Raw genomic sequence first — 21,906 nt, forward strand, 5'->3', positions numbered from 1 at the left:
ATCCACTACCTTAGATTGCTGACTGTTCGTCAAGGATTCGGCGCAGCCGTGCCATTCCCTCCGAAAATTCCTCCGGATCAAGACCCTGGAATGGTAATCGAAGGAACGTCTTCCCACCCCGGATCTCGTCCCACGGCATGAACGCGCTGCCTCGTGCGAGGATTAGGCCCGCATGGCGTGCGGCTTCCAGCACGGCGGTCTCGCTGGCCGTTGTGGAAAGGTTGAGGCTCAGGAAATACCCGCCCTGTGGCTCGGCGAGCAACTCGCCGCCGAACAGTTGCTTGGCAACCGCGACAGCGGCCTGGCAACGTGGCCCTAACAATTGCACCGCGTGAACAATGTTGCGTTCAACCAATCCTTCAGCCATCGCGGCGGCGGCGACGGCCTGGCACAGGGGGGACGGCGAGAGATAAATGTTCTCCGCACACCGCGCTAGTGCGCCTGCCAGATCCGCTCCGCAAACAGCGTAGCCGATACGTAAACCCGGTGACAGCGTCTTGCTAAATGAGCCGAGCGTGATTACTTGATCCGGCGCCAACCGCCGAAGCAATGGTAGCGCTTGCCCGCGATACCGTAGCTCGCGATAGGGTATGTCCTCGACGATCGTGAGACCATGGGTTTGCGCTACACGCGCAAGATGATGCCGACGCTCCATGCTTAGCGTCGCCCCGGAAGGATTCTGGAAGTCGGGGATGAGATACAGCACGGCCCCAGGGTGGCGGGACACCAATGACTCGACCCGATCGACATCTATACCATTACTGTCAATCGGGACGGGATGGATATCCGCGCCCCGCCGCGTGAAGATGCCGATAGCGCGATCATAGGTCGGTGCTTCGACCAGCACCGGACGAGGCCCCTTGTCTAGCAGGGTCGCCGCAATTAAATCAAGTACTTGCAGCGATCCGCTGCCGATGAAAATCTCATCGGCGTCGATCTCGCCAAGCCGGTCCGCGATCTGGCGGCGCAACAGTGGGTCACCCAGATACCCACCAATTGGCGCATACTGAAAGAGCTCAGCGCGTTCCGAGACCAAGCGGGCAGTGATGGCGCTCAACGCCGCCGTGGGAATTGCCCCGATCGGAGGTATGCCGCGGTTCATATCTATTATCTGTCGGGTGCGTTCAAGCATGGCTGAGCATGTCCGCCGCCGGGGAGGAAACAAGACCGTCCCAAGCCGCCATTGCCAGCGGAAAGGCGGATCCGGCGACGCACCCTGGGGCGATCTCGCTGACGCTACCCAGGCCCAACTGAAGCAGCGAATCCCGAAATTCGTCTGCCAGTATCTGTAGACACGTCGCGACCCCATCCTCGCCGTAAGCAGCCAGACCCCAAAGATAGGGACGGCCCACGCATACGGCGCTCGCCCCAAGCGCGAGGGCACGGACGATGTCGATCCCGGACCGGATGCCGCCATCGAACAGGATAGGCACGCGCCGGTCGACCGCCTGCGCGATCGTCTTGAGGGCCAGCACCGCCGGCAGCGCGCCATCCAATTGGCGACCGCCATGATTGGACACTATTAAGCCGTCGGCGCCCTCGTCCAGCGCACGCAGCGCGTCGACCGGACGAAGGAGACCTTTCACCAGCAGCGGCAGACGAGTGCGCGCGCGGATCCAGTTCAGCTCCGCCCAGCTAAGCGGCATCCGGTCGAGTCGCGCACCGCCAGGAACCGCGCCGTCAAACAAGCCCAGCGCGCGAAGCGTCCCAAAATCGAGGGTGGCTGGAACCGTAAATCCCGCGCGCTGGGCCGCGATGCGTCGAGCGCCGTGATCAGCATCGACCGTAACGACGATCGCCCGTGCACCCGATTCGGCCGCATAATCCAAAGTCCGACCGATATCGTTGCGCGAGCGGTAACAATAGAGCTGGAACCAGCAGTCGCTGCTGCCTGCGCGCACTATCTCATCGAACGGATAATGGCTGTCGGTACTGATGATCGTGGTAGTGGACGAGGACGAAGCCCCTCGCGCCGTCGCCAATTCCGCCTCCGGGTGGAGCAAGCGTTGGGGACTGGTGGGAGCAAGCAGGATTGGGGTCGGCAGCACACGGTTGAACAGCCGAATTGACAGATCGGGCGGTTGCGCCGCGCTGGTCAATACAGCGGGGCTGAGGAATAGACAATCGAGTGCCCGGCGGTTCCAGGCGATCGTGGTTCCGGCGCCGGCCCCCCCTGCGACATAGGCCCATGTCCCTGGATCGAGGATCGACTGCGCATCGCGTTCCAGATCCTCAATACAAAGGACTATGTTCAGGCGCATAGCCTTTGTCCCTCATCGATCGTAGCGTTGGGCCCCTGATCATGAGCAAAGCGAAGCTCCAGGATGTCGGATCTGCCCGCGCAGTAGCGTATCAGGCGTTCGAGGCCGAAGCCCAGGCCGCCGGTTTGCAGCGCAGTCCGATCTTTCCAAGCCGCATACTGATCGTGGACCACAGGGCCGAGATTGCGGGCCTGTTGTCGGATATCGTCCCCTGAATGGGGGCGAAGCCCGCCGGTCGCGACCTCGCCGTAGCCGCCCGGCAGCACCAAATCATAGGTCGCGAAAGTGCCTGATCCGTTACGTCGATACAGTGAGTCCCGAACCCCTTCGGGATAATCGGTCAGCCAAAACGGCGCATCGAACTCGTGCGAAAGGGCATTTTCCTCGGCGTGGGTGAGATCGCCCACAGCATGGGGGTTGACGCTGCCGCCGGCGCCACGAACGCGGTCTCGCGCGTCGGAGAAGGGAAGCCGGACGAAAGGGCGGCGGCCTAAAGCGGCGATGCGGCCGATTGCATCCTTGTCCATTGTCAGCTCCTGCGACGGGCGGGTCAGTATTGTTTCCGCCATTGTCGCAAGAACACGCTCGATCGTGGTGAGTACGTCATCCACGCTCTCGGTTCGCCATTCGATCTCGACCTGAAAAAAGGTATACAGGTGCCGGCCGCTTTCATGTTCACCGTCCATCAGCAACCGGAGGCACGGCGCAACGCAATAGACCCGCTCGGCAAATTCGAGTGCCAGTTGCTTTTCGACGCAGTGGCTTACTGGCAGATAGTAATAATCGGCACCGATTGCCGAAACGGTTGGGCGGCCTTGATCATCGGCAATGGAACGAACGGTAGGCAGAGCGCGATCGCCTAGCACGGCAAGGCTGTGGCGTGCGCCCGGTTCAAACCGCTTGGATAGGATCGCTGGCAAGATCTCGGCGAAGCCCGCGTCATGGAGTGCACCACGGAGGGCGTTGAGGACCTGGCCGGTCCAAGCATAGGCTTGGTTGGGAGCAAGGGTCATTCTCAGTCTCCTTCAATAAACGGTTGAGAGCCCGGCTACCGCCGATGCGCGCGTGTCTATCGCTAGCCGGTCGAAGCCTTCGGTAAGCGTCCGCGACAAATCGTGTCGCAAAGGGTCTCCCGGTCCGAGATGCCCGTTGGCGGCGAAAACTATGCTGCGCATATGACGCACGATATAGCTCGGCTCGAGATCTACGAGCGCGCGGCGCACTGCATTCGGCATGGCGTCGAGCGCGAGCAGCAGGTCCGACATGTCCGCGTCATGGCCCCCGGCAGCGCGCGGATCCTCGCAGTAGGGTTTTATCCGCACAAGCGCGGTTAGCGCGACATAGGCCGCCGTACCCGAAGCGAGCTTGGCCGCGTCGAGCTTGAGCCGTGATTCCCGCGGGCACAGCAACATGAGGAACGACGTAAGTGCGAGGCCGTACGCATTGTTGCCACCCAGCCGATCAAGCTCGTAAAGCAGGTCGCGGAATTGAAGCATTCCGCCATGGCGAGCCCGAAGCGATCCCCGCGGCAGGTCTACCCCTGCGATGGCGATAACAGTTTCGGTCCACATGCCAACCGCGTCCTGCAGCTGCAGTGTCACCTTACTGTGCGCGGAAAAGGCATTGGAGGTATCGACCACGGTCTCTGTGCTCGTCACGGTGCAACCGCCCGCGCGGAGCAGCGCGGCGATCGCCTTGGCCGTACAGACCTGGCGGAGCACATCGAGCGGCCCGCTTGACACGGCGTTCATGTCAGCGTGCATCAAGGTCGCACGTCGCCAGGGCAGCACCGGTTCAGGCCTGTCGCCGACCCGAGCCCAGTCGCGCATCACATCCGATGAAAGGCGCAAATAGAGGCTTGGCGGCACCGCAATGACGGCCCGTATCCAGGGCAGCGGCGCGAGTTGTCGCGCCGCCCAGCCGGCGTCCATCGTACCATTCTGGGCGAGCCGCACCCTTACCGCGCGCTGGCCATATGGCGAGCGTTCGGCCACGCCGATGTCTTCCGCAACGACTCCGGCGGCGATCAGTTCTTGCCTGAGCCGCGCGACGATGGGACCGTCGCAAGGTCCTACGGCGTCGATCGCGCAGAGGCGCGCTGCCCGAGTCATGGTCGAAACCGCGTCGGACTGCGATAGACGAAGCTGGTCTCACCGATAGAGGACTGCCCCAGCAACACCATTAGTAGCCGATTTATGCCGAGCCCGAATCCGCCATGTGTTGGGCAACCATGCTGGAACATGGGGAAATAAAAGGGATTGAGATAGCGTTCCAGCAGCGCTGCTTCGATCCCGGCTTGGCGAGTCTGCTCTACGAGCGGCTCGTAGCGATGCTCTCTCTGGCATCCCGAACTGACCTCCAGACCGCGCCACAATAGGTCGAAGCTGCGCCCTTCAAGCGCTTTTTCGGCGGTTCGCATGGTGTAAAAGGAACGTTCTGATTGCGGAAAATCGGTAACGAACACAAAGCTCTGTCCATAAAGTTCCTGGTAATATTTGCAGAGCGCCTGTTCGGCGCGCTGGGTCATCCTCCTCTGACCGCCCGGTTGCGCTTCGCCCACAATGCCGAGCGCGTCAGCATAGCTGATGCGTGGGATCGGTGCGGATGGAGGCTGGACCTTAACTCCGAATGCACGCTCGATGGCGGCGCCATGGATCTGCTCAACTGCCACTAGGGCGTGGCGCAGGAGGTCCTCTTCGAGATCCATCAGCTCGTGGTGCGACTCGATCCATGACATCTCGACGTCCAGGCTGGTGAATTCGGTGGCATGGCGGTGTGTTTCCACCTCTTCCGCCCGAAACGACGGGCCGACTTCGAACACTCGGTCAAACCCAGCTGCCATGGCGAGCTGGACATAAAATTGCGGTGATTGCACCAAACACGCAGATTCGCCGAAATAGGGTAGGTGGAATACCGCAGCGCCGGATTCGCTACCGCCGGCGGTAATCTTTGGGGTCTGGATTTCCAGGAATCCGCCTTCCACCAGAAATTTGCGGGCGGCAGCCAAAAATGTTGTCGCCACGTCGAAAATGAGCAGGCGCTCGGGCACCCGAAGATCGAGGTGGCGTCGGTCGAACCGGTCGTTGGTGTCGCTGCCCGCGGGCGATATTTCCGCCCGGGCGACGACTTCGATCGTCTCGGCGTGGATCTCTTGACCGCCATATCGGCCTGCCGGGTTTGCCACCAAACGCCCCGTCACCTGCACCGCACTTTCGAGGGGCACGTCGAGCCGGTCGGCGCCCCGTCGGACGATCTGCACCGTTCCGCTCCGATCCCTGACGCTCCAGAAATCGATGTCGCGCCCGCGCCGGGCGGACGAAATCCAGCCGCAGACCTTTACCTGCTGGCCGGTAAACTTCGACAAGTCGCCAATCAAGGATCGCAAGGGACGGGCTGTCACGGCTTCGGGTGTAAACGGGAGATTCATCGCGCCGCTTTCCCTGCAATTGATCGGACGCCGCCGCCGCGAAGCGGAGGGGCCGCGATGCGCGATGGCGCGCCCAGCGGGACTCGAACCCGCACCTTACGGTTTACAAGACCGTTGCTCTTCAGACCGGTTGTCAGGACCTTGTGGTGAACACCCCCCCGCAGCGCCGCGCCAAACCTGGTGCTGACGAACGCTCGTCTGTGGCCCGTCGACCGGCCCCCGTTCCCAGGAACCAGCCAGACTGACCAAGTTCGGCAAATGCGTTGAAGTACTCGGTGATCCGTTCGGGTGGCCCTTTTTCCAATTGAGCTATGGGCGCTTAAACATCGGTGTCTCAAAACGTTGGTATTGGACGGGGCATGACGCGGCGCAGGCCATGCCACCGTGCTTTGCTCGGAGCGGCGGCACGGCGCCCGTTGCGCAGCGCTCGGCCGGATCAATCGGCGGCTCTCGATCGATCAGCCGACCCTCGACATCATCAGGCTACTCTGGCTGCGGCTGTGACCGCACTCGATGTCAGCGCCTCGGCTACCCGGGTGGGCAGGATTCCGGCCAGTGTTTTTGACACTGTCTCGGAAAGTGTGGCGCCGAGCTCGGAGAGCTGCAGCATTGTCGCCAGTGCCTTTGACAGGCTCTGTGTCAGTGCCTGTGTGATGCCCGCTGTCGCCGACTGTGTGACGTCAGCTGTAATCGCCGATGTAACGGCCGCTGTCTGAAGCGACTGTGTAAGAGCGCTTGTGACGCTTCTTGTCGCCGCCGCTGTAACTTCCGCTGTCATCGACTCTGTAATCGCTTGTGTCAGCGATTTCTGGCTCAAGGCCTTGAGTATGTGATCATCCATTTTCTTCACCTCCTTTCCTGATAGATTTGCCGACAGATGTGCACCACGCGACGCACGGCCGACGTCGTCTACTATTTCAAGGATCGATGATGGGCACATGAGCCAAATGGATGGTGTCGATAAAAATACGGTAGGTGCATTATGGCTTGCGATTATAGTCCTTTGGCATGGACAATAATGCACATAGATTCGTTATATGAATGATTAGATCAATGACGTATATTATTGTATAGGCTGAGCCTTAGAGACATTTTTCGTTTCAAAAAATTAATGCGGTGATTGACTAGACGGAACGAAATGGCGGGGGATGCAATATGGGCGGACAGTTTGTTTCGCGGGTCATGGTCCTGGGACTCGCGCGGCTTCACCGCGAGGTGCTAGCACAGTGCCTCGCTGCCCATCCCGAGTTCGAGATTGTCGATGCGCGAGACGGATGGAACGATGCACCACTTGATCGCATCCCGGCAGTTGATGTCGTGGTGGTGGATACACCATCGCTCGCCGAGTCCGCGGTGCCACCCTGCCTTCGTCAATATGATGGCACAGCCCGGATTATCGCGATTGCCGGATGTGACGACTTTCTCGGCGCGGGTTGGATGCAGGCCGGACTGGTTGGCCTGATTCCAACCGACGCGTCAAAAGAAGATCTGGTCGACGCAGTGCGAAAGGCTTGCGCTGGAGAATTCGTCTACACGCCTGTAGTTGCCGCAAAGCTCCTTAGTCGACTCGCCTGCCTGTCCCACAATTTTAGAGAAGCTGACATTGTCTCCCGACTTACATTTCGCGAGAGCGAGATATTGGAACATTTAGAGAGAGGCCTTTCCAATAAGGAAATCGCCAGAAATCTGACTATCGAAACTGCAACGGTCAAAAATCACGTTCACAGCATTCTCAGCAAGCTCAATGTGAAGCGCCGTAGCAAAATTCCGCAGCTATTGCGTGATTTAGAAAATTCTGATGGCCCTCTATATAATAGTCGAATTTTTGCGCAACGTAATAAGTCAGGTGCTACCAATGTTCATCGAAGATACTTCGGTCACTGACCCGTCCAGTTATTCCGTCAGGCTCAGTCTTTTTCGATAGGCAATAAATATCATGCCCTCATAAAAATATGACAAATATTTCATAATCTTCAGATACCTTATAACGCATTCAGCCGCTACCGCTTTAAATATCGAACCTCAGTAGTTTTCGGAATACAAACTTTATCTTTTATCATAAATATGTTATGCATCACTTTGATAGTTTTAATTCTTATAATCAATCTTTTGTCATCATCCATGCCCAAATTGAAGCATCAAGAATCTGATTGTTCACTCAGGATATTGCCTGCACTGTTTTTGCTAGATCACTTTTCTCCGGGCCGCCATGCCATCTAGCTTCCGACGAAGGTCATAATCTTCGTTCATCCAACAATAGCGCAGATTATCTCTAAGCATCCGCGGCCAAGCGATATCCGCTGCGGCAAAGCCGCCTGTCCACTGACGGTTTGACCTCAGGCAATCGACCATGGCATTCGTTCCAGTGCCCAGCACGTCTGCTCTCGTCGAAAGCCATCTTTGGCGGAGCCTGTAAGGAACGACTGCTTGGCCCCACTTCTCGCCGTTCAGCAAGAACGGCCCTCGTCTGAGGCGATTGGTCAGAGCGGGTGAATGAACGTTCGCAACAGGCGCAACAGGGAATCGGACAGGCCGCCCTCAACCTTCACAACTGCGTCTTCAGGAATATGAACCTAGCTGATCGAACGACGCTCCTCGTGTGGGGGCGGAGGGAGATCGGCCTCAAGCTCCGGAGCTTGAGCCATCAACATCCTGAAACGTTGCCGATATATCGCCCGCCGCACAACTCTAGACCGTGCGGGCAGCGTGGCTGAAGCAGATCGACAAGGTTGTCGTACCACGCGAGCTCACTCGCCCCCGCCACGCCATCGCTAAGATACGGGCAATCGACGAACAGCGGCGCATTGTTACAGAGTCGAACCCGGCTAGCTCAGCTCGGTGCCCTTGAAACCAGGTTCCGCTCGAAACTAGGCAATTGAAGACCCAAATACCGACATTCGTGAGCCGTTTTTCACTTCCAAGGTTCGGTCATTCGTTCATTTTCAAAACGCACGCGAAGTATATGTATCGCGGCATAGATGCACGATTTTAATTACTTTGCCCGGCGTGGCCGCTGCTAATAGGGCGACTCGAGGCCGCTCAAGATCATTTCTGCGAAAACCTTACCGATCTCGTCGGCGGATGCGCCACGATCCGGCTTGTACCAGCGGTGCGACCAGTTGAGCATGCCAAGGATCCCGTAGGCAACAATCCGCGGCACGCCGACCCGGCGAAAGCTCTTGTCGGCATAGCCCTGCTCGACGATGTCGATCACCGATTGTTCGATGTTGCGATTGAGCTGCCGCATATGCTCGGACCAGGTTGATCGCGTGTCGCTGACGTGCGTCAGATCCTCACGAATGTAGATATACAGCAGCGGATAATTGGAGCCGTATGAGTTCATCAGCGCGGTGATCAGTTCGCGCAACTTGCGGGCCGGACTGATCGGACTGTCGGCGATGCGGCGCGCCAGTTCCGCATTGCTTTCCAGGACCGTGCGGACGATCTCGTCGAACATCTGCTCTTTTGACGAGAAGTAATAATAGAGCGTGGCGCGATCGACGCCGAGTTCGGCCGCGACCGCGCTGACGCTCGCCGCGCTGTAGCCGAGCCGGTGGAAGACGCGGACCGCCGCCTCAGAGATTTCCTGGCGGCGGTTCTGATAGGATTCGCGGGGCTCCTTCCCTGCGGCAGATCGTCGCTTGCCGATCAACGATGGTTGTTTTGCCACTCTGATGCCCTTCGATGCGAGATCCCGCACTAAGGGCTCGGGTCGCGCTTGGCGAGGGCGCGCAACCTCAGCCCCTCGGTGCGCCTGCGACGTAAAGCACCTGCCCGGTCACGAAGCCGGACCGTTCGTCGGCAAAGAACGCGACTGCCTGCGCAATATCATCGGGCAAGCCGGGGCGCCCGACATGGATCCCGCGCATCATCTCGGTCACCATATCCTCGAACGGCATGTTCATGCGCGCCGCGACCGCACGCGTCATGTCGGTGACGACGAACCCCGGCGCAACCGCGTTGGTCGTGATGCCATGACGGCCCAGTTCGATCGCCAGCGTCCGCGTGATGCCCTGAACACCCGCCTTGGCAGCAGCATAATTCGCCTCACCGATCACGCCGAGCGCGGCGATGCTCGACAGGTTGACGATCCGGCCCCATCGCGCGGCGCGCATATGCGGCTGCACCGCCCGACACATCAGGAAGACCGAGCGGAGGTTTACCGCCATCACGACCTCCCAATCATCCAGCGTCATCTTCGCCAGCGTCCGATCGCGGAGGATGCCGGCATTGTTGACCAGGACAGTGGGCGCCCCGAGGTCCTCGGCGACGCGCGCGACCCCGGCGACGACCGCGTCCTCGTTCGATACGTCGACGGCGACCGCCAGCGCGCGGCGTCCGGTCGTCTCGATCCGGCCGACCGTCTCGGCGCAGGCGTCGGCATCCAGATCGAACACGGCGACGTCGTGGCCATCCGCCGCAAGCCGCGTGGCGATCGCCGCGCCAATGCCGCGCGCGCCCCCGGTGACGATTGCGATCTTGCGGTCGGGGGGGGTGAAGATCGTCGTCATGGCAACTCCAGGATTTGCAGGGCCTGTTCGGTCAGCAGGAATTTGCGCGCCCGGCCGGACGCCGTGGTCGGGATCGCCGCCGCATCGACGAGCAGGATATGCCGCGGTACCTTGTACCGTGCGAGACGCGCGGCAATCAGCGTCTGGAGCGCGGATCGGTCGAGCGTCGCGCCCGGCCGCGCGACGACGAACGCGACGCCCACTTCGCCCATCCGCTCGTCGGGGATCGGCACGACATGCGCCTGCACCACATCGGCATGCGTGGTCAGGAGATCCTCGATCTCGGTCGGCAGCACCTGTTCGCCGCCGCAGCGGTACGATTCCTTGGTCCGGCCCAGCAGCGTGATATAGCCGTTATCGTCGATCCGGCCCAGATCGCCGGTGCGCAACCAGCCCTCGGCATCGAACGCCGCCGCGGTCGCCTCGGGCTTGTTGTAATAGCCCTGCGTCACGCCGTAGCCGCTGGCGACGAGTTCGCCGGTCTCGCCATCGTCCAGGACCGCGCCCGTGCCGGGATCGACGACGCGGTAGGTGACGAGCCGCCCGCCCTGCTGCGGATCGCCGGCGACGCCGACGTCGCGCTGGCGGCCATTCGTCGTCAGCAACCGCTCGACCGGATCGTCGGGACGCGTGACCGTGGTCGATGCGGTCGTCTCGGTCATGCCGTAGCCGGTGGTGATCTCGTCCACCCCCAGCCCCTCGCGGAGACCCTGCCACAGGCGCTCGGGCGCGCGTCCGCCCGATGCCAGCACCGCATGCCAGCGCGACAGGTCGTACGTCCCTTCCCCCGCGGCATCGAGGACCGCGAGCGACATCGCCGGAATCAACAGGGCATCGGTCGCATGATGCCGTGCAATCGCCGCCAGCGTCGCGATCGCATCGAACCGCAACTGCGGCACGATCGCGCCACCGACGAACGGCACCGCCAGCAATCCTTCGACATAGCCGAACACATGATACATCGGCAGCGAGAACAGGATCCGGCGACCATCCTCGAACGCCCGCGCATAGGCGCTGCCATAAGCAGTACGCATCAGCATGTCGTGCGTCAGCAGCACGCCTTTCGGCGGCCCGGTCGTGCCCGACGTGTAGATGATGTCGCAAACGGCGTGTGGATCGACCGTGATCTCCGCGCAGCCACCGCCGGCTTCGAGCGAATACAGCATTCGTGCAGCGCCACGGTCCGGCGCCTCGCCGGTCGGCAGCACCGCGACATGCCGCAGGTTCGGCAAGCCTTCCCCGCCTCCCGAATCTTCCCACCCCGGCGCGATCTGGTCGAGCATGTCGAGATAATCGACCCCGCGAAACCGATCCATCGTGACGAGCAGCACCGAGTCCGACTGATCGAGCAGATAGCGGAGTTCGTCGCAGCGATTAAGGATGTTGATCGGCACGCAGACCGCGCCGATCCGCGATACCGCATATCTGATCGCAACGAATTCGGGATAGTTCGCGAGCACCAGTGCGACCTTCTCGCCGGGTGCCACGCCGAGCGCGACCAGCCCGGCCGCCAGCCGCTTCGACCAGGCGGCGATCTCGGCATAGCTCCAGCTGCGGTCGTCGGTGATCACGAACGGTCGATCCGGCGTCGCGCGAACCGTATCGTCGAGCACCGCGTGCAACGTCCGGGGCTCCCAGACGGGCATCGCGGCCCGCAACGCCTGCTGCCGATCGGCGACCGATCCCATCATCTCCTGCACACCTCGCCATTGCCGGTCCGGTACGGCGCGACGCCATCCGGCCGGAGGTCAATCCTTGGTCGACCAGGGCCGACGACGGCAATCTAATCCGGCGAAAACGGGATCGTCAATGTAGTCGTGGAAAATCGCGTGGATGTGAACGCGGGATACGCTGTTGCTACGTCGCAACGATCTTCCACACAACCGTTGACTGGCATGGGAAAATGAGGGATTACCGATGGACAGGAGAGGTCCATGACGACGTTCGTTGACGCATTGGTGGTCGGTGCCGGGTTCGGCGGTTTGCGGACGTTGCATACGCTACGCTCGCAGGGATTCTCGGTCGCCGTTCTCGAAGCGGGCGACGATATCGGCGGGGTCTGGCAGTTCAATCAATATCCCGGCGCGCGCTGCGACGTCGAAAGCTACGACTATTCCTATCGCTTTTCGCCCGAGCTCGAACAGGAATGGCGCTGGAGCGAACGCTACGCGACGCAGCCCGAAATCCTGCGATACATCAACCACGTCGCCGATCGCTTCGACCTGCGCCGCGACATCCAACTCCGCACCCGCATGGAACGCGCGACGTTCGACGAGGCGACCGCCCGCTGGATCGTCGAGGCGAGCGACGGGCGTTGCTGGAATGCCGAAAAGCTGATCCTCGCGGTGGGACAATTGTCGACGCCCAAGGATACGCGCTATCCGGGTCAGGACGATTTTACCGGGCGCGTCATCTCCAGCGCACGCTGGCCGAAGGACAAGGTCGATTTCACGGGCAAGCGTGTCGCGATCATCGGCACCGGATCGTCGGGCGTGCAGATGACGCCGGTAATCGCCAGGGAAGCCGCGCACCTCACGGTCTTCCAGCGCACTGCAAATTACTCGATCCCTGCCGCCAACGCACCGGTCACTGACGCGGAGGACCGTGCGGTGAAGGCGGACTATCCGGCACGCCGCGAGGCGGCGCGCAATTCGCCGAGCGGTCTCGGTTTCGTGCCCGACAACCGCGCGGCGATCGACGTGCCCGAGGCTGAGCGCAACGCGGCGTTCGAGACTGCGTGGAACCGGCTCGGCTTCGGATTCGCGCTGACCTTCAAGGATATCCTGCTCGACCAGCAATCGAACGATACCGCGTCCGCGTTCATCCGCGGCAAGATCGCGGAACAGGTCGACGATCCAGCGCTGCGCGCCAAGCTCACGCCCGGCGACTTCCCGTTCGGAACACGCCGCCCGTCTGTCGACAGCGGGTATTTCACGGCGTTCAACCGGCCCAATGTTTCGCTCGTCGACATCAGCGAAACCCCGATTGAGCGCTTTACCGAGCACGGCATCCGGACCAGAGATGCCGAATATTTGTTCGACATCGTCATCTACGCGACCGGGTTCGACGCATTTACCGGATCGCTGCTGAAGCCGGAGATCGTCGGTCGCGGAGGGTACACATTGCGCGAGAAATGGTCGGCGGGGCCGGTCAGCTTTCTTGGCATCGGCGTACACGGCTTCCCCAACATGTTCGTTATCGTCGGACCGGGCAGTCCCTCGCTGCTGAGCAACGTGTTGCTGTCGACCGAGGAGCAGGTCGACTGGCTGGTGGCCCTGTTCGATCATTGCCGCCGTGCCGGGATCAACGAAATCGAGGCGACCGGGGAGGCCGAACGCGACTGGGTCGCGCATGTAAACAAGCGGGCGCAGGAAACCCTGTATCCGAAGACGCCGTCCTATTATCTGGGCGCCGAAATGCCGGGCAAGCCGCGCGTCTTCATGCCATATTCCGGGGGTGTCCGCGGCTATCGCCGCATCCTGGAGAAGACCGCGGCCAAGGGCTATGAGGGGCTGACGCTGCGCACGGTCGGCCAGCATGCCGATGCCTGACGACGCGCCCGATCCGGCGTTCGACGCGCTGCTCGGCGACCCGCGCATGGCGTTGCGCCGGCCACCGCCGCATCTGTTCCTCACCGATCTACGCCGCGCCGCGAACGCGTTCCAGGCGCGCACGCCGAGATCCGACGTGGCAGCGGTGGCCGATCACGTCGTGCCCGGGCCGGGCGGACCGATCCCGGTACGACTTTACCGTCCGACGCTAGAGCGAGCCGCCGCAATCCTGTTCTGCCACGGTGGCGGCTTCATCTTCGGCAACCTCGACACGCACGATGCGATGTGCCGGACACTCTCCAATGCGAGCGGCCGGACGGTCGTCGCGGTCGACTATCGGCTGGCACCCGAACACCCCTTCCCCGCTGCACTCGACGACGCGCAGGCGGCACTCGAATGGCTTCGACGAGAGACACGGTCGCTCGACCTTGATCCCGATCGTATCGCCATTGCCGGGGACAGCGCCGGCGGTCACATCGCGCTCGGCCTCGCGCTGCGCTGCCGTGACGAAGGCGTCCCGCTCGATCATATCGGCCTGATCTACCCGCTGCTCGATCCCGCTGGCGACAGCACTTCGGCGGTGGAGTTCGCGCAAGGCTATATGCTGACCGCCTCGTTCCTCGCATGGGCGTGGGACGCGTATCGCGGCGGGGGCGTGGCGGATCCGGCGGTCGATCTGACGCGCGCCGATCTGCACGGCCTGCCGGCGACGACGATCGTCACCGCGCAGTTCGACCCGCTGCGTGACGAGGGCGAAGCGCTCGCCCGGCGATTGAGTAACGCCGAGGTCGACGTCGCGCTGCGTCGGTATCCGGGGATGATCCACGGCTTTGCCGGCCTGCCGCAGCTGACACCTGTCGCCGATGCGGCGATCGCGTTCGTTGCATCCCGGATCGCCCCGTCCCAGGCCAGCGCGCCCCAGCTCAGCGGGGGGCCATCCGGATCGCCCCGTCGAGACGGATAACCTCACCGTTGAGCATCGGGTTGGCGATGATCGACGCGATCAGCTGCGCATATTCCTCCGGGCGTCCGAGCCGTGACGGATGCGGTACCTGGGTGCCGAGCGAATCCTGTGCGGCCTGCGGGAGTCCCATCAGCATCGGCGTCAGGAAGATGCCCGGTGCGATCGTCATCACGCGGATCCGGTGCTGTGCCAGGTCGCGCGCCACGGGCAGCGTCAGACCGACGATGCCGCCCTTTGATGCGGCATAGGCTACCTGCCCGACCTGCCCGTCATACGCCGCGACCGACGCGGTGTTGACGATCACGCCGCGCTCCTCGCCGATCGGTTCCGCCGCCGCCAGGCGTGCGGCGAATTTTGAGATTATGTTGAAGCTGCCGACGAGATTGATCTCGACCGTCTTGCGGAACAGGTCGAGCGGATGCGGCGTCCCGTCCTTGCCGACCGTCTTCACCGCCGGCGCGATGCCTGCGCAATTGACCAGCACGCGCGCGACGCCGTGCGCCTGTTCCGCTTCGGCCAGCGCATGCGCTACGCCTTGATCGTCGGTGACGTCGACGCGCGCGAACCGTCCGCCAATCCTCGCCGCGGTCGCCGCGCCAATATCGGCGTTCAGATCGAAGATCGTCACGCGCGCGCCTGCTTCGGCCAGCATCGCCGCCGTGCCCTCGCCCAATCCCGAGGCGCCACCGGTCACGATCGCGGCAATATCCGTCATTAGCATAATCTTGTCCTCACGCCTTCAGGATGACCGAGCCGCCGTTCGCGCCGAGCCCCAGCACCGCGGACATGCCGATGCGCGCACCGGGAACCTGATGCCCTTCGGCCTGTCCGCGCAGCTGCCATGTCAGTTCGCAGATCTGCAGCACGGCCTGCGCGGTGGTCGCCTCGCCGAACGACAGGAATCCGCCGCTTGGGTTGATCGGCAATGTTCCACCGATATCCAGCTCGCCGCGTTCGAGCATCCAGTCGCCCTTCCCCGCCTCGTAAAATCCGAACTGCTCGGGCCAGGCGAGGATATGCCATGCGGTATTGTCCGCCATTTCGAGCACGTTGACGTCTTCGGGCCCGATCCCCGCCATCGCGCAGGCCCGCGCGACCGCGTTGCCGACCTCGCTGGTATGTGTGACGCCCGCGCGCACGCTCGAGGCGATCGTCGGAATCCGGCGGCCGGGATCGCCGAAACTGCCCGTTGCGATCGCGCAGCCCGCGACCGCCACGGCCGGGCGTCCGGTCCGCTTCATCCACGCCTCGCTGCCCAGGATAATGGCCGCCGCACCGTCGCTGACCGGGCAAATCTGGAGCAGGTGAAGCGGATCGGCGACCATCGGCGATGCGAGCACTTCGTCGACCGTCGTTTCCTTGCGGAACCGGGCCAGGCGGTTCCCCGCGGCGTTGCGGCGCATCAGCACCGCGGCACGCGCAAGCGTTTCCTTGCTGGTGCCGAGTTCGTGCATCCGCCGCTGTGCCTCGATCGCCCAATAGGCGGGGTTGGTCGCGCCCATCGCAACCCAGCGGAGGTAATCGCTGTCGCTGATATCGTCCTGGCTGCCGGGCGGGCGCGGGATGAACCCCTTGGGCATCCGCTCGGCGCCGATCACGCACACCACCTCGTGCTCGCCGCTGGCGATCATTGCGTGCGCGGTGTGGAACGCGATCGCCCCGGCCGCGCAGGCGCCGCCGACGTTGAGACACGGGATGCCCTGTTCGGCCACCGCCTGAACGATCTCGTTGGCATGCAGCCCCCAGCCCATGCCGCCCTCGAACCGCGAACTCGCCGCGACGAGTCCCTGAACGTCGGGCCAGCCAAGCCTCGCATCGGCGAGCGCGAGGTCGATCGCCTCCAGCGCGAGTTGCAATTGTGGCTTGTCCGGCCACTTGCCCCACGGATGCGCACCGGCCCCAAGCACATAGACGGGCTGAGTCATGGTTCGATCTCCGGCGCGAACTTGTAGGTCAGCACGAGGCCCCGCTCCGCGTCCGCGTAGAGCGGCTCGGCGACCAGCCGGACAGGCCTGCCGATCGCGATCCCGTCGAGCGCAAAGCCCGAAAGCATGCCCATCACCTCGAGCCCGTCGCCGAGGTCGACCAGCCCGATCGCGTAGGGCTGCCAATCGTCGATCCGGAACAGCGACGGCGGCTGATACCGCTGCACGGTATAGCTGACGAGGATACCGCGGGTTGGCAGCACCGCGCGTTCGATCGTCTTTTCCCGACAGTCGGGGTTCCGACAGCTCGGCGCCTGCGGGAAATACACCGTGTCGCACGCGGTACACCGCGTACCGATCAACCGCGGTTCGTCGCCGTGAAGCGCGAACAGCCCGTCTGCGACCATCGCGCTCATAGCGACAGGATATCCCGCGTTTCACGGAAATAGAGCGTGCCGTTCGCGACATCCTCGACGGTCACCGCATGCCGGACGTACCGCCGCTCGCGCTTCACATATTTGTCGGTGGCGCGCGTCGTGATCCGCACCGTCGCGCCGACCGGGATCGGCGCGAGAATCTCGGAATCATGGTTAGTGTGGATCGATCCGATCGCAAACGGTTTGGTGTGGTCGAACTGCACCGACAGCACGAAATGCGAGACCAGCAGGGGCGGCACGATTGCGCCGCCGAACGGGGACTCGCCCGGGATCGTCCAGCTGTTCATCCGCCAGCCCTCGTACCACGGATTGAAATCCTCGACGCCGTCCGCGTACAGGATCACGAGTTCGGGACTGATCGTCAGCTCACGCGACAGTTCGTCGCCGATCTCGACCATGTCCCAATAGGTCGCGGCACCAGCCTCGAGCCCGTCGATGAAGTCCCGCGTCTGTGCGATCTGGACCGGCGACATCGGCCGCAACTGGTCGGTGCTCATGCGCGATCTCCCGTCACGTCGACATCGACCTCGACGAAGCCGACGGTCTTCTTCTCACCCTCCTCGTTGTCCGCCCAGACATCGACGACGAACCGGAAGCCATCGCCCTTGGCGATCTTTTCGCGGACCACGCCGTGCGTCGTGATGACCTCGTTCGCGAGCGTCGAGGCAATGTATTTGCACACCACGCGCGCGCCGGTGAACATCGCCGCGCCGAAATGGTTGACGCACATCTCCGCGATATAGGCGGACGACATCTCGCCGGTCTGGATCGGTGCCTTCAGCCCCGTCGCGCCGGCATAGACCGGATCCCAGTGGTTAGGATTGAACCGCCCCCACAACCGCGATCCCATCAGCTGGATCGCCGCCTGCTTCTTGAGCGGTTGCAGTTCATACCCGACCGGAGTGTCGCGCGTGACCAGCAGATCGTTCACATCCATCAGAATTTCCCCGAAAGCTGCAACGCGACTTCACGTCCGCGCGCGATGACGCCGCGTTGTTCGCTGATCGCGCCTGGGACGCTCGCGCCCCCAGTGCGGTCGGCTGCGTAGAGCAGGTAATATTTGTTGGTCAGGTTGCGACCGATCACCGACACCGACCAGCGATCGTCGATCTCGGCGACGCGGGCGCTTGCGTTGAACCGCCAGAGCGAGCGCTGCAGCGTCGATGGCGCCATCGTCTCCGCCGCGTAATAGCTGCCGCTGTAGAAAGCGTCGCCCGTCACGGCGAGCTTGTAGGCGCCGAGCGGAATCGTGACTTCCGCTCCGCCATTGCCGGCCCAATCGGGGGACCGGGCGGGCGCACGACCGTTGAAATCCTGTTGCAGCGTGAGCGCGGTCGCGTTGACGAACGAACAATTCGCCGGGGCGGTGGCGGTCGCGCGGACCGTACCCGTGGGGAAGGCATAGCCATAGCATTGCCCGACGAAATTGCGGAACCGGTTATGCGTATAGGCGATCGCACCGTGCAGCGTCAGCGCCTGGAACGGCGCGTAGTTCACCTCCGCCTCACCGCCGCGCTGACGGACTTCGCCGGCATTGTTGATCGTGTAGGCGACGCGCGCGGGGTCATAGGTGTTCACCTGCAGATCGGTGAACTTGTACGCGAACGCCGCAACGTTGACGCGCAGCCGGCCATCGAGGAACAGCCCCTTTGCGCCAGCCTCGAACCCGCGCGCCTTTTCGGAGTCGAAATCGGTATCGCCGATCCGTGTCCCCGTCTGGAGCGGGCTCGTCAGCCCGAAACCGCCCGACTTGAAGCCGGTCTTGTAGGCGATGAACAGCGTCTTGCTACTGTCGGGCCGCCACGTGACCGTCGCTTCGGGCGAGACGTTGCTGTCCTCGAACTTCCCCTCCAGATAGCCGATCCGGCTCGATCCGGGGTAGGCGGTGTTCAGCGTGTTGAACGTGCCAATGCCATAGAGGTTCTGCTTGCTGAAGCGCTTGCGCTCGCGCGTGTAGCGCGCGCCGCCCGCGATCTCGATCGTCTCGACCGGCTTCACCAGGACCTGCGCGAACCCCGATAGCGTATTGCCGGTCTGGAGGCTGAAATCCTCATATGTCGAATAGCGGTTGGCCGCGGCGTTGTAATTGCCGTCGTTTAGCTTGGTGTCGTTGTTGTCGTGCAATCGCGACGTCTGATAGAACCCGCCGGCCATGAAATTGAACGGGCCCTGCAGGTCGCTGGTGACGCGAAGTTCCTGCGAGAACTGTTCGGCGCGCTGTTCGTTGAAAAATGCGAGCTGCGAGTAGCTGGTCTGGTCCAGCCCCGAGAAGAACCGGTATTTCGTGTAGTTGTAACCGGTCGTGGTATCGATCGACACGGCTCCCAGCTTCCAGCCCAGATCGATCGCCTGCGTCAGGACCGTCAGCTTGCCGTAGGGCGAACCGTCCGCGGTGCCGCCACGCATCGTCGTCGAGATCGCGGCGGGCAGGTTCCCGATCGTCGTCCGGTTGTCGACCACGCAATCGGCCGCCGGATCGGCGATGCCGTACATGCGCGGCGTCGCGCCCGTGCAGGGGCCGATATTCTGCGTCGCGGTGCCGGGCCCGGCGTCCTTGTTGCGGGCGAAGAAGGATTTGGCGCGGAACGTGAAGTTGTCCGAAGGTTCGCCTTTCAGCGTCAACCGCGCCAGGATTTCCTTGTCGCCCGGCCGCGTATCCGTGGTGCCGGGCAATTGCGCCGCCCCCGCCGGGGCGCCGGTGGCGGCGCGGTAGAAGGGGTTCGCGATCGGCCGTGCGGTATTGCGCAGCCAGCCGTCCAGATTGCGATAACGCACCGCGAGACGCGCCCCGAACGTCTCGGAAAGCGGCCCGGAGATCGCGACGTCCGTCGTGCTCTCGTCGCCGACGAATTCATAGGATGTGCGCCCGCTGATTTCCAGCCGGTCGGTCGGATCGGCGGTCGCGATCGAGATCACGCCAGCCGTGTTGTTCTTGCCGAACAGCAATGCCTGCGGGCCCTTCAGTACCTCGACCTGCTGCACATCGAAGATGCCGAGCTGGGCGATACGGCCGTCGCTGGTCTGTACGCCGTCGATCGCGACCGACACCGCCTGCTCGAACCCGGCTTGGTTGGCGGGCGAGCTGATCCCGCGGATCGCGATCGATCCACCGCCGTTCGACTTGTACGCGCCGATGATGACGGTCGGCGTCAGTTCGCCGATCTTGCTGAGGTCGGTCGCATTGTTGTTGGCGATCTGCGCCTGGCCGACGACCGAGACGATCACTGGCACGGTGTTCAACGTCTCGCTGCGCCGCCGGGCGGTAACGACGATATCGCCGGTCGAGGCTGGTTCGGTCGAAGCTGGTTCGGTCTGGGCTTCGGCCTGCCCAGCCACTTCCGGCCCCGACGTCGAACCCGGCGCCGTCTGTGCCGTCGCGGGCAGCGCGAGCAGCGCCAGTCCCGAGATTCCACTCGCCAGCATTCCCCTGGTCATCGGGGCCCGCTTCATCGTGCCGCGCATCGTCAGCCTCCTGTTTGCATCCTCGCCACGCCGCCCTCGCTGGGGCAGTCGCTACGGTAAAGCTGACGCAGGCCTTGACGGTTGTCAATGCATGCGTTGACGAATTGCGCAAGTCCGGTCATCGTGCGATGCAGGGGATCATTCCAACCGCGAGACTCCTTGCGGCGCCTGTATTAGGATGGAAATCAATGGCAGATGCTTTCATCGTCGATGCGTTGCGCACCCCGGGCGGACGTCGCAAAGGCCGTCTCGCCGGGGTACACCCCGCCGACCTTGGCGCCATCGTTCTCAACGCCCTCGTGGATAGAACGGGGATCGATCCGGCGGCGATCGAAGACGTAATCGTGGGCTGTGTCAGCCAAGCTGGCGAGCAGGCGTTCGCGCTCGGGCGCAATCTCGTGCTGGCCTCGCGGCTACCCGACAGCGTTCCCGCCGTGACGATCGACCGGCAATGCGGATCGTCACAACAGGCGCTGCATTTCGCCGCGCAAGCGGTGATGTCGGGCACGCAGGACGTGGTGATCGCGGCCGGCGTCGAAAGCATGACGCGAGTCCCGATGGGATCGAACTTCCGTCTCCACGCCGAGGCCGGGCTCGGCACCGGTCCGTGGAGCGAGGCGATCCGCAATCGATATGATGTCGCGGACTTCAGCCAGTTTACCGGCGCGCAGATGGTCGCCGACAAATACGGATTGACGCGCGCGGACATGGATGCCTTCGCGCTCAACAGTCATCGCCGCGCCGCAGCGGCGATCGAACGCAGCGCTTTCGCTAACGAGATCGTTCCCGTCGACACGCCCGCAGGCCCGGTGACGCAAGACGAAGGCGTCCGGTTCGACACGTCGATCGAGGCGATCGGTGCGGTCAAGCCACTGATCGAGGGCGGCACGATCACCGCCGCGAATGCGAGTCAGATGACCGACGGCGCCAGCGGCGTCCTGATCGTCAGCGAGGCTGCGCTGAAGCGCTTCAACCTCACGCCGATCGCGCGTGTCCACACGCTCACCGTCACCGCGGGCGATCCCGTGATCATGCTGGAGGAACCCATTCCCGCCACGGCCAAGGCGCTGGCCCGGGCTGGACTGTCCTTTGCCGATATCGATCTCTACGAGGTGAACGAGGCGTTCGCGGCCATCCCGCTGGCATGGCTGAAGGCGACCGGGGCTGATCCCTCCCGCCTGAACGTCAACGGAGGCGCAATCGCGCTCGGCCACCCATTGGGCGCGAGCGGGACGAAGTTGACGGCAACTCTCATTCACGCGTTACGCGCGCGCGGCGCGCGCTACGGACTCCAAACAATGTGCGAGGGGGGCGGAATAGCGAACGCAACGATATTCGAAATTGTTTGACGCTTGTGGTATGATTACG

Annotated in this window: 19 protein-coding genes; 4 read left to right on the top strand and 15 right to left on the bottom strand. The window is 62.9% G+C overall.

Annotation, left to right across the window (positions count from 1 at the left end; genetic code table 11):
- Nucleotides 1-10: 10 nt before the first annotated feature.
- The 6 genes from SOM18_RS03940 to SOM18_RS03965 all read right to left on the bottom strand — a co-directional run bounded on the left by SOM18_RS03940 (nt 11) and on the right by SOM18_RS03965 (nt 6,538).
- Nucleotides 11-1,132, bottom strand: coding sequence for a PLP-dependent aminotransferase family protein (locus tag SOM18_RS03940; protein WP_320481309.1), 1,122 nt, complete (start codon nt 1,130-1,132; stop codon nt 11-13).
- A complete protein-coding gene (locus SOM18_RS03945; protein ID WP_081874350.1) occupies nt 1,125-2,261 on the bottom strand; it encodes an alpha-hydroxy acid oxidase in 1,137 nt (378 codons plus the stop codon). The genes SOM18_RS03940 and SOM18_RS03945 overlap by 8 nt, the downstream gene beginning before the upstream one ends.
- Nucleotides 2,252-3,274, bottom strand: a complete 1,023-nt coding sequence (locus SOM18_RS03950; RefSeq protein WP_031441276.1) for an amino acid--tRNA ligase-related protein — start codon at nt 3,272-3,274, stop codon at nt 2,252-2,254. Before SOM18_RS03950 ends, SOM18_RS03945 begins: the two co-directional genes overlap by 10 nt.
- Before the next feature lie 12 nt (nt 3,275-3,286).
- Nucleotides 3,287-4,255 (bottom strand): hypothetical protein, encoded by a 969-nt coding sequence (locus SOM18_RS03955; RefSeq protein ID WP_152555516.1) that lies wholly within the window; start codon nt 4,253-4,255, stop codon nt 3,287-3,289.
- A 113-nt stretch (nt 4,256-4,368) separates the two neighbouring features.
- Nucleotides 4,369-5,688, bottom strand: coding sequence for an aspartate--tRNA(Asn) ligase (gene aspS, locus SOM18_RS03960; protein ID WP_052380961.1), 1,320 nt, complete (start codon nt 5,686-5,688; stop codon nt 4,369-4,371).
- 478 nt (nt 5,689-6,166) lie between these two features.
- Nucleotides 6,167-6,538, bottom strand: coding sequence for a hypothetical protein (locus SOM18_RS03965; protein WP_160172651.1), 372 nt, complete (start codon nt 6,536-6,538; stop codon nt 6,167-6,169).
- A 305-nt stretch (nt 6,539-6,843) separates the two neighbouring features.
- On the opposite strand from SOM18_RS03965, the gene SOM18_RS03970 reads away from it, so the two are divergent.
- Nucleotides 6,844-7,572 carry a response regulator transcription factor gene (locus tag SOM18_RS03970; protein WP_320481310.1) on the top strand — a complete coding sequence of 243 codons (729 nt, stop codon included), beginning with the start codon at nt 6,844-6,846 and terminating at the stop codon, nt 7,570-7,572.
- Between the two features lie 1,132 nt (nt 7,573-8,704).
- Here the strand turns inward: SOM18_RS03970 and SOM18_RS03975 are convergent.
- From SOM18_RS03975 to SOM18_RS03985, 3 genes are read right to left on the bottom strand one after another with little or no spacing between them, the layout of a single operon-like run.
- Complete coding sequence (locus SOM18_RS03975) at nt 8,705-9,388, bottom strand: TetR/AcrR family transcriptional regulator (RefSeq protein WP_200874046.1); 684 nt, start codon at nt 9,386-9,388, stop codon at nt 8,705-8,707.
- 37 nt (nt 9,389-9,425) lie between these two features.
- Nucleotides 9,426-10,199, bottom strand: a complete 774-nt coding sequence (locus SOM18_RS03980) for an SDR family oxidoreductase (protein WP_031441272.1) — start codon at nt 10,197-10,199, stop codon at nt 9,426-9,428.
- Nucleotides 10,196-11,890, bottom strand: a complete 1,695-nt coding sequence (locus tag SOM18_RS03985; protein ID WP_235188410.1) for an AMP-binding protein — start codon at nt 11,888-11,890, stop codon at nt 10,196-10,198. Before SOM18_RS03985 ends, SOM18_RS03980 begins: the two co-directional genes overlap by 4 nt.
- Before the next feature lie 243 nt (nt 11,891-12,133).
- Here SOM18_RS03985 and SOM18_RS03990 point away from each other — a divergent pair, with 243 nt between their 5' ends.
- Nucleotides 12,134-13,750 (top strand): flavin-containing monooxygenase, encoded by a 1,617-nt coding sequence (locus tag SOM18_RS03990; protein WP_031441270.1) that lies wholly within the window; start codon nt 12,134-12,136, stop codon nt 13,748-13,750.
- Nucleotides 13,737-14,714, top strand: a complete 978-nt coding sequence (locus SOM18_RS03995; RefSeq protein ID WP_320481311.1) for an alpha/beta hydrolase — start codon at nt 13,737-13,739, stop codon at nt 14,712-14,714. The genes SOM18_RS03990 and SOM18_RS03995 overlap by 14 nt, the downstream gene beginning before the upstream one ends.
- Here SOM18_RS03995 and SOM18_RS04000 read toward each other — a convergent pair.
- From SOM18_RS04000 to SOM18_RS04025, 6 genes are read right to left on the bottom strand one after another with little or no spacing between them, the layout of a single operon-like run.
- Nucleotides 14,674-15,435 carry an SDR family NAD(P)-dependent oxidoreductase gene (locus SOM18_RS04000; protein ID WP_320481312.1) on the bottom strand — a complete coding sequence of 254 codons (762 nt, stop codon included), beginning with the start codon at nt 15,433-15,435 and terminating at the stop codon, nt 14,674-14,676. The genes SOM18_RS03995 and SOM18_RS04000 overlap by 41 nt on opposite strands.
- Nucleotides 15,436-15,445: 10 nt before the next feature.
- Nucleotides 15,446-16,639: a lipid-transfer protein gene (locus SOM18_RS04005; protein WP_320481313.1), complete on the bottom strand. Its 1,194-nt coding sequence runs from the start codon at nt 16,637-16,639 to the stop codon at nt 15,446-15,448.
- Nucleotides 16,636-17,055, bottom strand: coding sequence for a Zn-ribbon domain-containing OB-fold protein (locus tag SOM18_RS04010; protein WP_042467409.1), 420 nt, complete (start codon nt 17,053-17,055; stop codon nt 16,636-16,638). The genes SOM18_RS04005 and SOM18_RS04010 overlap by 4 nt, the downstream gene beginning before the upstream one ends.
- Nucleotides 17,052-17,573, bottom strand: a complete 522-nt coding sequence (locus SOM18_RS04015) for a MaoC family dehydratase (protein WP_031441265.1) — start codon at nt 17,571-17,573, stop codon at nt 17,052-17,054. Before SOM18_RS04015 ends, SOM18_RS04010 begins: the two co-directional genes overlap by 4 nt.
- Complete coding sequence (locus SOM18_RS04020) at nt 17,570-18,013, bottom strand: MaoC family dehydratase (protein WP_042467407.1); 444 nt, start codon at nt 18,011-18,013, stop codon at nt 17,570-17,572. Before SOM18_RS04020 ends, SOM18_RS04015 begins: the two co-directional genes overlap by 4 nt.
- Complete coding sequence (locus SOM18_RS04025) at nt 18,013-20,538, bottom strand: TonB-dependent receptor (protein ID WP_235188409.1); 2,526 nt, start codon at nt 20,536-20,538, stop codon at nt 18,013-18,015. Before SOM18_RS04025 ends, SOM18_RS04020 begins: the two co-directional genes overlap by 1 nt.
- Nucleotides 20,539-20,726: 188 nt before the next feature.
- On the opposite strand from SOM18_RS04025, the gene SOM18_RS04030 reads away from it, so the two are divergent.
- Nucleotides 20,727-21,887: an acetyl-CoA C-acetyltransferase gene (locus tag SOM18_RS04030; RefSeq protein ID WP_031441262.1), complete on the top strand. Its 1,161-nt coding sequence runs from the start codon at nt 20,727-20,729 to the stop codon at nt 21,885-21,887.
- The last annotated feature ends 19 nt before the right edge of the window (nt 21,888-21,906 follow it).

Origin of the sequence: Sphingomonas sp. CFBP9019, assembly GCF_034045155.1 — a bacterium.
In the GTDB taxonomy this organism is placed as follows: domain Bacteria; phylum Pseudomonadota; class Alphaproteobacteria; order Sphingomonadales; family Sphingomonadaceae; genus Sphingomonas; species Sphingomonas aerolata.

Excerpts from the sequence above, each read along its gene's own strand:
- SOM18_RS03940 (WP_320481309.1), bottom strand. The coding sequence starts at position 1,132 with ATGCTTGAACGCACCCGACAGATAATAGATATGAACCGCGGCATACCT.
- SOM18_RS03945 (WP_081874350.1), bottom strand. The coding sequence starts at position 2,261 with ATGCGCCTGAACATAGTCCTTTGTATTGAGGATCTGGAACGCGATGCG.
- SOM18_RS03950 (WP_031441276.1), bottom strand. The coding sequence starts at position 3,274 with ATGACCCTTGCTCCCAACCAAGCCTATGCTTGGACCGGCCAGGTCCTC.
- aspS (WP_052380961.1), bottom strand. The coding sequence starts at position 5,688 with ATGAATCTCCCGTTTACACCCGAAGCCGTGACAGCCCGTCCCTTGCGA.
- SOM18_RS03970 (WP_320481310.1), top strand. The coding sequence starts at position 6,844 with ATGGGCGGACAGTTTGTTTCGCGGGTCATGGTCCTGGGACTCGCGCGG.
- SOM18_RS03980 (WP_031441272.1), bottom strand. The coding sequence starts at position 10,199 with ATGACGACGATCTTCACCCCCCCCGACCGCAAGATCGCAATCGTCACC.
- SOM18_RS03985 (WP_235188410.1), bottom strand. The coding sequence starts at position 11,890 with ATGATGGGATCGGTCGCCGATCGGCAGCAGGCGTTGCGGGCCGCGATG.
- SOM18_RS03990 (WP_031441270.1), top strand. The coding sequence starts at position 12,134 with ATGACGACGTTCGTTGACGCATTGGTGGTCGGTGCCGGGTTCGGCGGT.
- SOM18_RS03995 (WP_320481311.1), top strand. The coding sequence starts at position 13,737 with ATGCCGATGCCTGACGACGCGCCCGATCCGGCGTTCGACGCGCTGCTC.
- SOM18_RS04000 (WP_320481312.1), bottom strand. The coding sequence starts at position 15,435 with ATGCTAATGACGGATATTGCCGCGATCGTGACCGGTGGCGCCTCGGGA.
- SOM18_RS04005 (WP_320481313.1), bottom strand. The coding sequence starts at position 16,639 with ATGACTCAGCCCGTCTATGTGCTTGGGGCCGGTGCGCATCCGTGGGGC.
- SOM18_RS04010 (WP_042467409.1), bottom strand. The coding sequence starts at position 17,055 with ATGAGCGCGATGGTCGCAGACGGGCTGTTCGCGCTTCACGGCGACGAA.
- SOM18_RS04015 (WP_031441265.1), bottom strand. The coding sequence starts at position 17,573 with ATGAGCACCGACCAGTTGCGGCCGATGTCGCCGGTCCAGATCGCACAG.
- SOM18_RS04020 (WP_042467407.1), bottom strand. The coding sequence starts at position 18,013 with ATGGATGTGAACGATCTGCTGGTCACGCGCGACACTCCGGTCGGGTAT.
- SOM18_RS04025 (WP_235188409.1), bottom strand. The coding sequence starts at position 20,538 with ATGCGCGGCACGATGAAGCGGGCCCCGATGACCAGGGGAATGCTGGCG.
- SOM18_RS04030 (WP_031441262.1), top strand. The coding sequence starts at position 20,727 with ATGGCAGATGCTTTCATCGTCGATGCGTTGCGCACCCCGGGCGGACGT.